The sequence below is a fragment of the Vibrio sp. JZG120 genome (genome assembly GCF_053890955.1).
The window spans coordinates 426391-441401 of the sequence record NZ_JBSRRK010000004.1 but is presented as its reverse complement, the minus strand read 5'-3'; the positions used below and the strand labels follow the sequence as shown (position 1 = coordinate 441401).

12 protein-coding genes are annotated in these 15011 nt (G+C 46.4%); 3 read left to right on the top strand and 9 right to left on the bottom strand.

Annotated elements, in window-relative coordinates:
• Positions 1–95: 95 nt before the first annotated feature.
• Positions 96–1304 (bottom strand): cystathionine beta-lyase, encoded by a 1209-nt coding sequence (locus tag ACWPOD_RS10385; RefSeq protein WP_456231871.1) that lies wholly within the window; start codon positions 1302–1304, stop codon positions 96–98.
• Positions 1305–1545: 241 nt separating this feature from the next.
• A complete protein-coding gene (cls, locus tag ACWPOD_RS10380; RefSeq protein WP_005393277.1) occupies positions 1546–3000 on the bottom strand; it encodes a cardiolipin synthase in 1455 nt (484 codons plus the stop codon).
• 430 nt (positions 3001–3430) lie between these two features.
• On the opposite strand from cls, the gene ACWPOD_RS10375 reads away from it, so the two are divergent.
• From ACWPOD_RS10375 to ACWPOD_RS10365, 3 genes are all read left to right on the top strand, one after another.
• The gene (locus tag ACWPOD_RS10375; RefSeq protein WP_043884644.1) at positions 3431–4801 is read left to right on the top strand and encodes a sodium-dependent transporter; all 1371 of its coding nucleotides are present in this window, start codon (positions 3431–3433) and stop codon (positions 4799–4801) included.
• An 82-nt stretch (positions 4802–4883) separates the two neighbouring features.
• Entirely contained in the window at positions 4884–5576 is a 693-nt protein-coding gene (locus tag ACWPOD_RS10370) for a TIGR01621 family pseudouridine synthase (RefSeq protein WP_104974250.1), read from the top strand.
• A gap of 31 nt (positions 5577–5607) precedes the next feature.
• On the top strand, positions 5608–6549 hold the full coding sequence (locus tag ACWPOD_RS10365; RefSeq protein WP_248381052.1) for a class I SAM-dependent methyltransferase: 942 nt from the start codon (positions 5608–5610) through the stop codon (positions 6547–6549).
• Between the two features lie 213 nt (positions 6550–6762).
• Here the strand turns inward: ACWPOD_RS10365 and ACWPOD_RS10360 are convergent, their stop codons facing one another.
• The 7 genes from ACWPOD_RS10360 to ACWPOD_RS10330 form a co-directional block, all read right to left on the bottom strand.
• Positions 6763–7818: a hybrid-cluster NAD(P)-dependent oxidoreductase gene (locus ACWPOD_RS10360; RefSeq protein WP_054867318.1), complete on the bottom strand. Its 1056-nt coding sequence runs from the start codon at positions 7816–7818 to the stop codon at positions 6763–6765.
• An 81-nt stretch (positions 7819–7899) separates the two neighbouring features.
• Positions 7900–9561: a hydroxylamine reductase gene (gene hcp, locus ACWPOD_RS10355; protein ID WP_025520803.1), complete on the bottom strand. Its 1662-nt coding sequence runs from the start codon at positions 9559–9561 to the stop codon at positions 7900–7902.
• A 174-nt stretch (positions 9562–9735) separates the two neighbouring features.
• Positions 9736–11265 (bottom strand): nitric oxide reductase transcriptional regulator NorR, encoded by a 1530-nt coding sequence (gene norR / locus ACWPOD_RS10350; protein WP_456231870.1) that lies wholly within the window; start codon positions 11263–11265, stop codon positions 9736–9738.
• 212 nt (positions 11266–11477) lie between these two features.
• Positions 11478–11957 carry an outer membrane lipoprotein gene (locus ACWPOD_RS10345; protein ID WP_053807231.1) on the bottom strand — a complete coding sequence of 160 codons (480 nt, stop codon included), beginning with the start codon at positions 11955–11957 and terminating at the stop codon, positions 11478–11480.
• A 124-nt stretch (positions 11958–12081) separates the two neighbouring features.
• Entirely contained in the window at positions 12082–12693 is a 612-nt protein-coding gene (locus ACWPOD_RS10340) for a CDP-alcohol phosphatidyltransferase family protein (protein ID WP_053807232.1), read from the bottom strand.
• The gene (locus tag ACWPOD_RS10335) at positions 12686–13333 is read right to left on the bottom strand and encodes an ATP-binding cassette domain-containing protein (RefSeq protein WP_053807233.1); all 648 of its coding nucleotides are present in this window, start codon (positions 13331–13333) and stop codon (positions 12686–12688) included. Before ACWPOD_RS10335 ends, ACWPOD_RS10340 begins: the two co-directional genes overlap by 8 nt.
• Positions 13299–15008, bottom strand: coding sequence for an ABC transporter permease (locus ACWPOD_RS10330; protein WP_109168474.1), 1710 nt, complete (start codon positions 15006–15008; stop codon positions 13299–13301). The genes ACWPOD_RS10335 and ACWPOD_RS10330 overlap by 35 nt, the downstream gene beginning before the upstream one ends.
• Between the last annotated feature and the right edge of the window lie 3 nt (positions 15009–15011).

Here is a 15011-nt window from a genome sequence, read left to right as displayed (position 1 = left end):
GATTAACATTAACGAATGGGTGGTGGGAATGTTAGGTAATTCTAATTAAGTCAGCGAGTTATAAAGACGCCCCGCGAAGCAGGGCGATTCAATTACTATTTTAGAGAGACTTCTTTTTCTAAAATTAACGCGTTATAGCGTGCAAAACCAGCCTCTAGATCGGCGATCAAGTCATCCACGTCTTCTAAGCCAATATGAATACGAACTAAAGTGCCCTCAAAGTGTGGGTGCGCTACGGTTCTCAAGCTGTTAAAGCTCTTTGGTTCGTTAGCTAGAATGAGGCTTTCATACCCGCCCCAAGAATAACCCATACTGAAGTGTTTCATACCATCAAGCAGAGCCGTCGTTGCTTTTGGATAAGACGTTTTGAGAACAAATGAAAACAAGCCGTTTCCACCAGTGAAGTCACGTTTGAAAAAGTCATGGCCAGGGCACGATTCCAATGCTGGGTGGCGGACATGATCAACTTCCGGACGAGAAGTCAGCCACTTGGCGACTTTCAAGCTACTTTCTGCGTGTTGTCTTAGGCGAACATCCAGCGTGCGAATACCACGAAGGCCTAGGTATGCGTCGTCAGGAGAAACGCACTGACCCATCAAGTAGCTTTGTTCACGCAGTTGGGGCCAGTATTTTTCGGAAGCTACGGCTGTACCTAACATTACATCAGAGTGACCAACTATGTATTTGGTGGCGGCTTGAATGGAAATATCGACACCATGTTCAAATGGTGAGAAGTTCACGCCAGCTCCCCATGTGTTATCAAGCATCACAATAATATCGTGCTCGTGAGCAATGCGCGCCAATGTTGGTACGTCCTGCACCTCCATTGTGACTGACCCCGGAGATTCTAGGAAAAGGACTTTGGTATTTGGTTGAATCAAATCACGAATACCTTCTCCAATCATCGGATCATAATAGGTAGTTTCGATGCCCATTTTCTTCATGATGGTATTACAAAAATCACGAGTTGGTTCGTAACAAGTGTCCACCATCAGAATGTGATCGCCAGTTTCGACGAAAGAGAGAATCGCATTTGAAATTGCTGCCGTGCCACAAGGGTAGAGAGCACAACCTGATCCACCTTCAATCTCAACCATTGCATCTTGAAAAGCGAAGTGCGTGTTGGTGCCACGGCGACCATAAAATAATGTTTTATTGGTGCGGTTCATGGTGGCTTGGTTCTTCTCTGCAACCGTGTTGAATACCACGGTTGAAGCGCGTTGAACGGGTGGGTTTACAACACCGTTTGTCCACTTTTTATCGCGGCCAGCGGTAATGAGCTTGGTTTTTTTGCCCTCTGACATAAAAGTTCCCTGTCTTAAATATTACGATTTTGATTATTTAAAACATGGACGACATAACGTTTGCAAGGGAAAAGTCAACTATCACCCAATAATAGCCGAGATTATCGAGTGAAGGCGTCAAAGCTGAAAGGTTGAGTTGTAGGCTTAGAGTGTATCGCTAAGGTGGAAAACGTAAGTAGAACAAACCTCCAGCAAGATGTTTGAAGCGCTGGAGGTTTTTTTAGTCGGTGTATTTGAGGTATTAGAGGAGTGGATTGAAGAGATAGAACACTCGCTCTAAGAATCGCGAAAATAGGCTTCTTTTCTCCCATTCTTCCAATACAACAGTGTGAGATTGCTTAATATAGCTATCTTGTAACCAAGACATTTGCTTTGTGAACTCTTCGTCGTCAACGGCGAGGGTAACTTCGAAGTTCAGCCACAAGCTGCGCATATCCATGTTTACGGTGCCAACTAAACAGAATTGGTCGTCAATTACGACGGATTTCGTATGCAGCAAACCACCATAAAACTCATAGATTTTGACTCCTGCACACAAAAGCTCACTATAAAAAGCGCGTGATGCCCATTGCACCATCATCGAGTCATTTTTATGTGGAATAATGAGTTCAACATCAATGCCTCGTTGTGCTGTCATCTTTAACGTTTCAAGTAAGTCTGCATTGGGCACGAAATATGGCGTTGTAATTCGTACCGAGCGATTGGCTTGGTTGATTGCCAATGTTAATACTTGATAGATCAGATATTCCGGCATACCAGGGCCAGAAGGCACAACCTGAATAGGGTGTTGGAATTCACTCTCATCGATCTTGCATTCAGGTAGTCTCGGTAAATGACGTTCGCCAGTTTCGACTTCCCAATCCCAACAGTGGATAGCACTCAATACGTTTACCGTTGGTCCCGTAATGCGAACCATGATGTCCACCCAATGCCCGACGCCACTGTTTTGTTTGAAGTAAGCCGGGTCAACCAAGTTCATTGAACCTGTATAAGCAATTTCATCATCAATTACGATGATCTTGCGATGTTGGCGAAGATCAAGACGACGTAAGAAAATACGCCACATCTTCACTTCTAGCGCTTGAATAACCTCAATTCCAGCATCCTGCATCATTCGATACCAAGGACTTCTGAAAAAACGTGGACTACCTGCTGAATCGAGCAATAGTTTGACATCTACGCCGCGTTTAGCCGCTTGGATAAGTGCAGAAGCGACAGAGTCAGCCAAACCACCTGGATGCCAAATGTAGAATACCATTCGAATACTGCTCTGCGCGTTTTCGATGTCTTCAATAATGGAATGCAAAATCTCATTAGGTGACTGTTGCAGCGACAATGTATTACCGCTCAATGCGGGAAGACCAAGGCGGTTGTTACAAAGTTCATCAATTCGGTAGATGTGCCTTCCCATCGTTTCTGGGTTGTGCGCGTTACAGTCGTTCAACTGACTGAACCACTTCTCGAATGGTGTAAACATCTCTTTTGCGCGTTCGGCCCGTTTTCTGCCTAAGTTCAGTTCACCGAAGAGGAAATAACACGCGACACCCAGAACGGGAAGGATATAAATGATCATTAGCCAAGCTAAAGACACGCTCACTGCACGGCGCTTTAAAACGACACGAATGGTCACACCTGCGACCAGTAACCAATATAGCCCGATGCCAGCTAAAGTAAGAAAGTGATAAAACTTGTCCATATACGCTCAGAGTAATATGCCCTTCTAGGATATTAAGCATAAAAGTGGGTTGGGGGAATAGATTTCCCATTTAGACGTGGGATTGACCTTATATGAGGAACGAATTTCATAACAGCTGATTCTGTTATTTTAATGTGAAAAATAAGGCCATTCTTTAACTTTTGAACAAAAAAGCAGCATTTAACCTGCGTAACTCGACACTTGTGCGATAAATGTACTTTTTTGGGGTTCCAATTTTAAAGGGGAGCTGCTTTACTTTCTAGACATAGTGCGTCGAACGCTTATTTTATAAGTGTACAATAATTTTTACATAAACTTTTTAGACGCCTATCTCTATGCATACACAACAAACTAATTTTGGAGAAAAAGCGTGGCTACAACTAATACAGCAGCACCACGTGATACGTGGGGGTCTAAACTAGGCTTCGTAATGGCAGCAGCGGGTTCCGCTGTCGGTTTAGGCAATATATGGAAATTCCCTTACACAGCGGGTGAGAGTGGCGGCGGTGCATTCGTTGCTATCTACCTTATCTTTGTTATTTTTATCGGCTTTAGCGTGATGCTGACAGAGTTCGCTATTGGTCGTAAGACAGGTCTTTCTGCCGTAGGTGCATTCAAAACAACTGACCGACGCTGGACGTTCACTGGCGTTATGGGAGTCTTCAGTGGTCTTTTGATCATGGGCTTCTACCCAGTGGTTGGTGGTTGGGCATTGGCCTACATCTTTAAAGTGGGCGGTGGTCTACTCAGCGCGCCAGAAGCAATTGGCGACAGCTTTGGCGGTTTCATCTCAGATCCGATTCAACCTTTAATGTGGATGGGTGTTTACCTGTTCCTTAACGTCATGATTGTGATGAAAGGGATTTCGGGTGGTATTGAGAAAGCCGGTAAGGTTCTGATGCCGCTTCTGTTCTTAATCCTAATCGTTGTTTCTGTTAAAGGCTTGATGCTGCCAGGTGCAATGGCTGGCCTTGAGTTCTTATTCATGCCGGACTTTTCTAAAGTCGACAGCAACGTGGTTCTTGCTGCACTAGGGCAGGCGTTCTTCTCACTTAGCTTAGGTATGGGTTGTATGATGACGTACGGTTCTTACCTGAAGAAGAAAGAGAACCTAGTTCAAACAACCGGTATGGTTACTGCGATGGATACAGGTGTCGCGATTCTTGCTGGTGTTGCTATGTTCCCAGCAATGTTTGCCTTTGGCATGGAGCCTGCAGCAGGCCCTGGTCTTGTATTCGTTGTCGTTCCTCAGCTATTTGCTGAAATGGGCGGTGTGATTGGGTTGCTATTCGCGTTGCTATTTTTCATCGGCTTGACGGTGGCGGCATTAACTTCTTCAGTATCACTATTGGAAGTTGTCGTGTCTTACCTAATCGATGAGAAAGGCATGAAGCGCTCTAACGCTGTTCTGTCTGCAAGTGCAGTTATGGCGGCATTATGTATTTTTGCGTCACTATCGTTAGGTGGAATGGGACCAACGCTGTTTGGTACAGGTGCCTTTGATATCTTCGACTTGCTAACGGACAAAATCTTCTTAGCGGTTGGTGGTATGTTGGTTTGTATCTTTGCTGGATGGCGCCTAAGCCGTGCTGAGCTAGAAAAAGAGATCACTAATGACGGCGAAGTATCTTTCCCGCTATTTGGATTGTGGTACAACTTAGTTAAATACCTGATTCCTGTTGCGATTGCTATTGTTGCCTTCATGGGGATTAAGTCTGGCTTTGACAGTGGCAAAGGTGAAATCATGCTGCTGGGTATCGCAATCATTGGTCTTGCTGGTATTTTCTCTAGAAAGCTCTAGCTCAGGCCTTGGGGCAAGCCTCGATAGCTTTGTCCGATAACTTATGTATACTGCTGGCTCCAAACGTGGAGCCAGTTTTTTTATGTTCGATATTCTACATACCCATCCCGATTTTCTGATCATCAATAAGCATCCCAACGTCTCTGTTCATAAAGACGATGGCGACACAATGCTGCTGCAAGAAGTGGCTAAGCAGAGTGGTGATGAGCAGCTCTATCTTATCCATCGCTTGGATAAAATGACATCGGGTATTCTGCTCCTCGGACGCAACGCCAAAGCGGCCAGTGCGTTATCGCAAGCCTTTGCTGACCGCCAAGTGGAAAAGTTCTATCTGGCGATTGGCTCTAAAAAGCCGAAAAAGAAACAAGGTTTGGTCGTTGGTGATATGGAGCGTTCGCGCCGTTCATCATGGAAGCTGGTCAACAGCAAAAATAACCCAGCCGTTACCCAGTTTTTCTCTCTTGCGGCAGAGCCCGGAGAACGCCTATTTTTATGTAAGCCGCACACTGGTAAAACGCATCAAATCCGCGTGGCATTAAAATCGGTTGGCTCAGGTATTGTTGGTGACCCGATTTACAATGCAGGCAATGAGGCTGATCGCGGTTATCTGCATGCATTTTCACTTTGCTTCCAATACCGAGATGAGCAATATCGCTTTGTTTGCGACCCACGAGAACACAAAATGCTTGGTAAAAAATGGCACAGTGAGACCGTCTCTCAGGGTTTGGATACTTGGCTTTCCCCTTGGGAACTGAACTGGCCTACGATCAAATAACCGTCACAAAGAAAACTAATAAGAGAACTCGATGCAAGCATCACAACTTCCGCTGTTTTTTCAGCATCTAGAAACCGAGCTCGCGCAAGCTCCGAATGAAATTCGTCGACTGTTTCATGGTCGTGGCCGCCGTTTTGAGGGCCTAGAGCAAATCACCTGTGATTGGTTACAAGGTCAGTTGATTATCAACTTGTTTAAAGAAGTCGACGACGCGTTTCTCGCTGAGCTGAAAAGCGGCCTCAATGCGTTGGCACAATCACAACTGTGGGCAGATAAGCAAGGTCGCACTATGGTTCTTCAGCACCGTTATGCCGATGGTGCGCCTTCAGAAGTGCTTGTCGGTGAATTAGACGCTCGCCCTGTCGTTGAAGAAAGCGGTTTGAAATACCAATTGGATATTGGCCGCAACCAAAACTTCGGTCTGTTTTTGGACATGCGCTACGGTCGTGATTGGGTACGGGAAAATGCGAAGCATAAAAACGTGCTTAACTTGTTTGCTTACACGTGTGGCTTTTCTGTCGCTGCCATTGCGGGGGGCGCAGATAAAGTGGTTAACGTCGACATGGCAAAAGCGTCGCTGTCTAAAGGTCGTGAGAACCACAAGCTAAATGGTCATAACATCAACCAGGTAAGCTTTATGGGGCACGATATCTTTAAATCGTGGGGTAAGATTAAAAAATCTGGTCAGTATGACTTGATTATCATCGATCCGCCTTCATTCCAGAAAGGCAGCTTTGCGCTGACTAAAGATTACAAAAAGATTCTACGTCGATTGCCGGATTTGTTGGCAGACGGCGGTCAAGTGATGGCATGTGTGAACTCGCCATCTGTGACAAGCGACTTCTTGATTGAAAGCATGAAAGAAGAAGCGCCAGAGTTGACATACCGTGAGCGTCTGGATAACCCACCAGAGTTTATGGACGTAGACAGCGAAGCTGCATTGAAAGTGTTGTTGTTTAGCGAGAAGCAATGACGACGAAACGAAAGTTGTACCTATCTATAATACCAGCCGTTTGAGTACGGCTGGCATTTCCGCGATACCCCGTCAATCTGAATAGCGAGACACGAGTGTGATTCAGAGTCTATTCTCAGAGTGAGTTATTCCCAACACGCTGATATTAGATTCCTGATCTCGCCTAGGCTCGTCGGAATTACGGGAAACAATAAAAGATCGATACCAGCAGCATTAACCGATCTGCACTTCAAGATCCGCTTCGATGGTTGATGAGCAGGCGAGCACATAGCCCTGTTCAATTTCTTCTGGCGTTAATGTTTCTAGGCTGGTGGAAGAGACGTTGCCTTGACGAACCTTGCATTTGCACGAGCCACAAATGCCGCTACGACAAGCGACGATTAATGGTAAACCTGCGCCTTCAAGCACATCGGCCAGTACCTGACCTTTTTGCGCATCGATGGTTTGAGCAAAGTCAGGAACAGATACACAAACAGCTTCATCGGATACCGATGTTTCTGCGCCAGTCGCTGGCGTAAAACTCTCTTGGTAGAAGTTCGTCATGTCAAAACCAAGGTCATTCAAATAGCCGTGAACATCTTGCATAAACTGGCTTGGACCACACAGGTAAACGGTGCGCTGTTTGAAATCAGGAACAAGCTCTTTAAGCCAGTCGGCATTCAAACGACCTTGTGGGTGTGACGTTCCTTCGCGGTTTTTAAGCAACAGCTTTAAATGGAAGTTGGGATACACAGCGTCGAACGTTTCTAGCTGATCGTAGTAAATCGTCTCTTCTGGGCTGCGTGCGATATGAAGAAATGCGATGTCCACATCGTTGTCGTTTTCATCTTGATTACTCAGCCAGTGCTTTGCCATCGAAAATACGGGCGTGACGCCGCAACCTGCACTGATAAGCAAGGCTTTTGTTTCGCCATTACGTAAAACGGGTGGGTGGTCAATGCAGTTAAACTCGCCCGCTGGTGGTAATGCTTGAACGGTATCACCAAGCAGCAGCGAGTCAACGATGTAGTTCGATACTTTACCGCCAGATACTCGTTTGATGGTGAGTTGAAGGTGATCGTCTTCATTGATCGAGCTGATTGAATAGGCACGAAACTCCATTTTTCCATCAATTTCGACGCCCAAGTTAATAAACTGGCCAGGCTTAAACTGAAACAGAAGTGATTCGGTTAGTTCGGCCAATTTGATGCTGACGGTGTCGTGTGTTTCGAAGTATTTGTCGATGCAACGGAGTGTGACGGGTTGGTTACCTTGCCATTCAAAAAACATAACAATCTCTTTGGTTGTGGCTATTTTTAGTTCGAAATAGATAGCGCCTCCACGTAAGGAGGCGCGTAACAAGCAGGTTTATTAGGCTGCTAGGATGGCTTTTAGATCATCCTGAACATTGCCAATACTGCGCATATCGAACTTCTCTTGGATGATGGCGATTAGGTTTGGCGTTAGGAATGCCGGTGCAGTAGGGCCTGTGTAAATGCCTTTCACACCCAATGCAAATAGTGTTAGCAAGATAACGATCGCTTTTTGCTCGAACCAAGAAAGCACAAGCGTGAGTGGTAGTTCATTGATGTCACAGTCAAACTCTTTCGCCAGTGCAAGTGCAAGCTGGATTGCAGAGTACGCATCGTTACATTGGCCCACATCCAATAGGCGAGGGATACCGTTGATATCGCCGAACGTATTCTTGTTGAAGCGAAACTTACCACACGCCAACGTCAGGATTAGCGTGTCTTCTGGTGCTTCAGCCGTAAAATCGGTGTAGTAGCTGCGTTCCGCTTTATCACCATCACAACCGCCGACTAGGAAGAAGTGTTTGATGTTGCCTTGCTTCACTTGGTCGATAACCGCAGGGGCGGCGTTCATCAGTGCATTGCGACCAAAACCAACCGTGATGTGGTGTTCGATTTCATCGTGTTGGAAACCGTCTTGCGCTAGAGCACATTCAATCACTTGGCTAAAATCATCACCTTCGATGTGAGCCACTCCAGGCCAGCCAACAATACTGCGGGTGAATAGACGGTCTGCGTATTGACCCACATTTGGATTCAACAAGCAGTTTGACGTCATTACGATTGCACCAGGGAAGTTTGCGAATTCTTTCTGTTGGTTTTGCCATGCGCTGCCGTAGTTACCGACGAGATGAGGGTATTTCTTCAGCTCTGGGTAGCCGTGTGCAGGCAGCATTTCACCGTTGGTGTAAACGTTAATGCCTTTGCCTTCAGTCTGTTGCAGGATTTTTTCTAGGTCATGCAAATCATGGCCAGAAACAAGAATACATTTACCTTTTACTGGCTTGACGTTCACCGTGGTTGGTTCTGGATGGCCGAAGGTCGTTGTTTCACCTTGGTCGAGCATTTCCATCACTTTGTAGTTCATCAGGCCAATGCGCATTGAGCAATCAAGTAGTTCGCCAAGATCTTCAGGATCTGTGCCCAACCACGCCATGATTTCATGGTATTCGGCATAGATATCGTTGTTGGTTTGCTCAAGAACACGTGCGTGCTCCATGTACGCGGCTGCACCTTTAAGTCCGTATAGGCAAAGTAGGCGTAGGCCAATAACATCTTCATGTACTTGGTCTTTACCACGGTTAACCGCGACTTGAGGAGCAAAAGCTAAGATCGCTTCTGCGCTGTTTGGTAGCTCAAAGTGGGCAACCGCAGGAATGTCAGCGACTTCGGTATCGGCAAGCGTTGCTGCAGACATCACTTGCTCTTTTAGCAATGCTTTGTACGTTGCAGCTTGAGAAGTTAACTCTAGGATGCGTTCAGGGTCGAAGTTAACGTTCGTCAATGTAGAGAAAAATGCCTTGGGTGCCCATTGGTTGATTTCATCGTTAATGATGTTGAATTCAAGTGCTTTTGATGCCCAAAAAGAAACCCCTTGCAGTGTGTAAACCAACACGTCTTGTAGGTCTGATACTTCAGAAGTTTTGCCACACATGCCTTGTGCAAAAGAACAACCTTTGACAGCAGGGGTTTGAATTGTCTGTTCACATTGAATACAGAACATATTGGGTTCTCCAGTGATTGTTTTAATAGTCGTGATGTTGACCACTAGAGAGCAGAATGCGTGCCAATTATTATCTTGTTGATTTTTAATGGCTTTGTTTGTTTTTGATAGAGGAGGTGATGTAATTAAGACAACGCAAATGATGTCTTAATTACATCGGCTTCTTGTGGTTGGTTATTTATTGATCCCAAGTTTTTTACCCATCCGATATAAGTTCCCGCGATCCATTTGCAAAAACTCCGCTGCTTTTGCCCAAACGCCACCAGTTTGGCTCAAAGCATGTTCAATTAAATCACGCTGATAGCTTTCTATTAGCTCCCGCATTGGCTGACTTTCTTTAGGCAGATAATGCGATGTGTTTTTTACATCATCGAGAGCCAATGAGGTGTCGAAATGGTTAAGCATGATCGTGCTCGCACCTTGTTGAATGGCGTGTAAAGCCGCGCGAGTTAAAGTGTGTTCGAGCTCGCGTACGTTTCCGTACCAAGGTAAAGACTCCAGTTGAGTCAACACTTTAGGGTGAACGTGCAGATTGGGCGCATTAAATTGTTGGCGTACCTTTTCTAACAGATATCCGGCTAAAACGGGAATATCACCGTCACGGGTACGAAGTGGGGGGACTTGGATTGGGAACACGTTCAAACGATGGAAAAGGTCTGCTCGAAACGTGCCAGCTTCGACCTCTTTTTCTAATTGTCGATTGGTCGCGGCGATGATGCGCACATTGACCATCAAATGCTGATCGCTACCCACACGCTGCAGCTCGCCTTGTTGAATCACACGCAGCAATTTTGCCTGTAAAATCAAAGGCAGTTCGCCCACTTCATCAAGGAAGATAGTCCCGCCGTCTGCCAGTTCAAACTTACCGGCGCGGTGGCTATTGGCTCCAGTGAATGCGCCTTTGACATGACCAAACAGTTCACTCTCAGCCAGACCTTCAGGCAGGGCCGCACAGTTGACGTAAATCATCGGCTTATCGCTACGATGAGATTGCGCGTGCACCGAGTGCGCGACCAGTTCTTTACCAGTACCGGTCTCTCCTGTGATAAGTACCGCGTAATCCGATTGAGCAACGGTCGCAATGTTGTTTCGTAACTGGTTGATCTGCTGGCTCAAGCCTACCATTTCGCCATGTTGGGAACGGGCTTGTTGGATAAGGGTTTGAGTAACGCTTTTCTGCTTTTGGTTTTGTGCTTTGAGCGCTTTTAATTGAGCAATGTTACGCAATGTCGCAGCGGTCAAAGCCGCCAAGGTTTCGATAGCGACAGGATCGATGTCATCAAACGCGCCCACCGTTAGGGCATCCATAGTTAGTGCGCCAACAAGTTGGCCTTCTACATACAAGCTAAAACCCATACAATCGTGTACATCAATGCACTGGTCTTCGGTTAATAGTGTGCCGTCAAAAGGATCCGGAAGCGCACAATCGGCATCGAAACGCACCGGTTCGCGGCTATGAATAATGGCATCTAAGCGTGGATGCGCTTTGGGGAAATAGCGACGACCTAAGACCGAGCTGGATAAGCCTTTTACCGCGACAGGAGTCAGAAACCCATCCTCATCGAAGATAAACAGGCAGCTCGCATCACATGGGAATACTTGCGCGACCCCATCAATGAGGTTTTGATATTGCTGCTCGTGAGAGCGATTAGAGCTGAGGTTTAGCGCGATATTAAGGAGTACGCTGTCAACAGTCGGAGTCATAACAAGCCCAAAGTTATCTGGAATGGGCTCATGCTAGCAACTTGATGTCATTTGAACATCGAAAGGTGTGGGAGATTGATGTTCCATTGACGACGATCAAACTTGATACAAATAGAATCGCGCAAGCCGATGAGTAAGCAACGTACGCTTGCGCGGATTAAACTCTTTGAACTAAAACAGCAGACCAATGGAAAGGAGTTACCGCGTTCAAATTAGCGAGGAACAACCCTTGCGTCATTGCCAGACATGTTGATTTGAACGGCTTGGCCTGGCTGAAAAATCATGTTGGGGTTTGCTTCTTGAACGACAGAGATTATTCTTCCATCCTCTAAGCGAATAGTCAGATTCACACCATTTCGTTTCGCGGTTGCTTCAGCGGCTTTACTGCCGGCATAACCACCCAGCAGACCACCACCAATAGCTGCGATATCCGAGCCAGAGCCGCCCCCGACTTTTGAGCCTAATATGCCACCCACGGCGGCACCAGCGATTGTGCCTATGGCGTTGGATTGGGTAGAGGCATCAATGGTTACTGGTTCAACTTTTTCAATCGTTCCGTAGTAAACCTGCTGAACTTTGCGCGTGTCTGAAGAGCCGTATGCATCTCCGTACGGGTTAGGTGAGGTACAGCCGCTAAGCATAACAATACAAGACATGATGAGCAGCATACCTAGCTTGACGTATTTTTTCATATAGCCTCCGAATGATTTCTCTCCATCCCAAGAGTATATACCCCAATTTAATATATGCTTTAGTGTTATATAAAACAGGCACTTAGCGGCTGTTCTATCAAGGCAACGTGAACTTCTAAGTGGTTTAATGGCCTTTAAGCGTATGAAACCCAGAGTAAATACGTGTGAATGTGGTAAACCAACATGCTGCACCAAAGATATAAGCAATGACGGCAAAGTGTTGCGGTAACAAACAAAATAGCACCAAACAACCAATGGTTTCAGTACCTTCGGTTAAACCGCTCATGTAGTAGAGAGATTTGTGTTTATACACTGGATTATCGATGCCTTGTTTGCCTGCCATGATGGCAAAAGCCAAAAAGCTGCTTCCCGTCCCGACAAAGGAAAAAATCAAAAATGCCCCTGCAATGGCATTTTGTTCTGGATTTGCCAACACAAAACCAAAAGGAATCAGGGAATAGAACAGAAAATCCAAGCTGATATCGAGAAAACCACCCGCATCGGTAATGCCTTGAATTCTCGCCAGTGCGCCGTCTAATCCATCACAGATTCTGTTCAGCAAAATAAACAGCAACGCCAACAAGTACTGTTCGGCGATCAAAGCCGGTAGGGCAAAACAGCCAAGCACAAAACCAAATACTGTCGTCTGATTTGCGGTGATGCCACATTTATCGAGGTATGTCGCACTGATGGCCAGCGGTTTGCGGATGAGCTTTATACTCAGGCTATCAAGCATGGTTTGTCTCCCACGGCCAATTTAGGCAGCGGCTGCCATTAGGAATATCATCCTCATCGTGCGTTACCATCAAAGTAGGGATGTTCGCTTGCTGTAATTGTTCGACCACCCAATTGCGAAATTGTACACGCAGGTCTTTATCCAACTTGCTATAGGGTTCATCAAGTAGCGCAACTTTCGGCTTTGCCAGCAGCATACGAGTCAATGAGATACGGGCGCGTTGTCCTCCGGAGATTTGATCTGGGAAGGATTCGGCAAGTTTGGTCAATGCAATGTTCTTCAGTGCTTGCATGGCGTGTGCTTTACGCTCCTCACCTTTGATTGAGTTTGGTAGCGCGAAGGCAAGGTTCTCCCACACCGTCAAGTGAGGGAAGAGCAAATCGTCTTGGAATAGAATACCGACCTGACGCTTATGGGCAGGGAGGGCATCCAACTTTTCGTTATCAAGCGTAATGGATCCAGAGTAGTTGAACTCGGCGGATAGGTGCCCAGCAATAGCATCCAACAAAGTGGATTTACCACAACCACTTGGTCCCATCAGAGTAACAATTTCACCTTTCTCTACGGTCATGTTGAACGCTGAAAAAAGCGTGTCGCCATTGGCTTTACGGATGGCGAGGTTTTCGAGACAAAGACTCATTCAGTAGTAAACCTTTTATAGACAAGCGGCGATACTTCACGTGTAAGCGGCTTAGTAGTATCGCAAAAGAGAAGAACAAGAATGGCAGCAGAGCTTGCCAAATGGCGTAAATCGCGGTGACACGTCGGTCAAAACCACTGGATAGCGCAACGGCTTCGGTTGTAATGGTGCTGATGCGCCCAGCCCCTAGCACCAATGTCGGCAGGTATTGCGCCAGACTTACGCTAATACCGACAGCCCATGCGAATGCAATCGCAGGTAGTAAAATTGGCAGTTTCACTTTTAACCAAGCTTGCATCGGTGATTTACCTAAGCTGAGTGCGACACGAGTTAAGCCGTTATCGAAGCTGCGCCACGGACCGTCTAGCGAGAGGTAAATAAATGGGAATGCGAAGAACACATGCGCCCAGCATACCCAAAAGAAATACGCGTTACTGTTTAAGTACAGCGTCACTACTTGCATACCGAATAGCACCGATAGCTGAGGAATCAGCATTGGGATGGCGATGATGTAACCGGGCACCTGCCAGCGATAACGAAGGCGATACTCATGTGCGATCAAGGCAAGGGCTAGAGCGACAGTCGCGCTGATAACGGCAATCAGCATGCTCTGCTCCAGCGTACCAAGAATACTGTGCCATTCGTATTCCCAAAAACGCAGGCTATAGCGGCTCGGTAGTAAATCTGGAAAGCGCCAGCGTTGAGCAAAGCTCCACACCACCATGAGTGGAATCATTAGAAGTGCAAGTAGCGCGATCAGTGAAAATAGGGTTTTACCGGGTAAACGAAACCCGTTTCGACCAGAGTACTGCCAGCGTTTGAAGCCTTTGGTAATACACCATTCCATTAAGCGTGCAAATCCAATCAAAAGGCTAGCGATAGCAAACAACACGACCGCGCCTGCGGCTGCTCTTGGTAGAAGCGATAAATCTGGGTCGTTAAACCACTGCCACACTAAAACCGCAAATGTTGGTGGGTTGGTAGGGCCAATAATCAATGCAACATCAACAACCGACAAGCTGTAAGCCAATACCGCCAGCATTGGAAAGCGCAGTTTTGCTATCCACTGTGGGTACACGCATTTCCACCACGCTTGCGCCGAACTGTAGCCCATTGAGTGACTGACTTTTTCAATCTTATCGACTTTCAATTGCTGAAGAATTGGAATACTCATCAACAATAAAAACGGCACTTCTTTAATCGCAAGCATGATGATCAAACCGAGTGCATGCGGATCTTTAATCAGCAATGCTAAGTCATTCACCGTTTGCGCATTGGGATCGTAACCAAACAGTTGGTTGAGAACACGAACGCCCATACCAGTTGGGGCAAACAAGAACGCAAAGCCAATCGCAAACGCTACGTGCGGCATGGCAAGAAGTGGCGAGAGGCTTACTTCAATTTTTCGCCAAAACTTGCTGCCCCACGATGCTTGCAAAATCGCAAATGTGATCAAGCAAGCCAAGTAGCTACTGAAAATGGCAGAGTAGAAAGTAAGCCCGATGGATGTCCAAACACCCTCCCAATCAAAAACAGCGTTAAAGCCATCTAAAGAAAAGTGGTGCAAACCGATAGGAGGCACATAACCGAGCGCAGAGACCACCACTCCGAGTAGTCCCGGAATGGTAGGCAAAATACAAACTGCGATAATGACTAAATATAGCGCTCTTAACATGGG

Bases quoted from the DNA above. Each gene is read 5' to 3' on its own strand.
- ACWPOD_RS10385 (WP_456231871.1), bottom strand. From the start codon at position 1,304: ATGTCAGAGGGCAAAAAAACCAAGCTCATTACCGCTGGCCGCGATAAA.
- cls (WP_005393277.1), bottom strand. From the start codon at position 3,000: ATGGACAAGTTTTATCACTTTCTTACTTTAGCTGGCATCGGGCTATAT.
- ACWPOD_RS10375 (WP_043884644.1), top strand. From the start codon at position 3,431: ATGGCAGCAGCGGGTTCCGCTGTCGGTTTAGGCAATATATGGAAATTC.
- ACWPOD_RS10370 (WP_104974250.1), top strand. From the start codon at position 4,884: ATGTTCGATATTCTACATACCCATCCCGATTTTCTGATCATCAATAAG.
- ACWPOD_RS10365 (WP_248381052.1), top strand. From the start codon at position 5,608: ATGCAAGCATCACAACTTCCGCTGTTTTTTCAGCATCTAGAAACCGAG.
- ACWPOD_RS10360 (WP_054867318.1), bottom strand. From the start codon at position 7,818: ATGTTTTTTGAATGGCAAGGTAACCAACCCGTCACACTCCGTTGCATC.
- hcp (WP_025520803.1), bottom strand. From the start codon at position 9,561: ATGTTCTGTATTCAATGTGAACAGACAATTCAAACCCCTGCTGTCAAA.
- norR (WP_456231870.1), bottom strand. From the start codon at position 11,265: ATGACTCCGACTGTTGACAGCGTACTCCTTAATATCGCGCTAAACCTC.
- ACWPOD_RS10345 (WP_053807231.1), bottom strand. From the start codon at position 11,957: ATGAAAAAATACGTCAAGCTAGGTATGCTGCTCATCATGTCTTGTATT.
- ACWPOD_RS10340 (WP_053807232.1), bottom strand. From the start codon at position 12,693: ATGCTTGATAGCCTGAGTATAAAGCTCATCCGCAAACCGCTGGCCATC.
- ACWPOD_RS10335 (WP_053807233.1), bottom strand. From the start codon at position 13,333: ATGAGTCTTTGTCTCGAAAACCTCGCCATCCGTAAAGCCAATGGCGAC.
- ACWPOD_RS10330 (WP_109168474.1), bottom strand. From the start codon at position 15,008: ATGTTAAGAGCGCTATATTTAGTCATTATCGCAGTTTGTATTTTGCCT.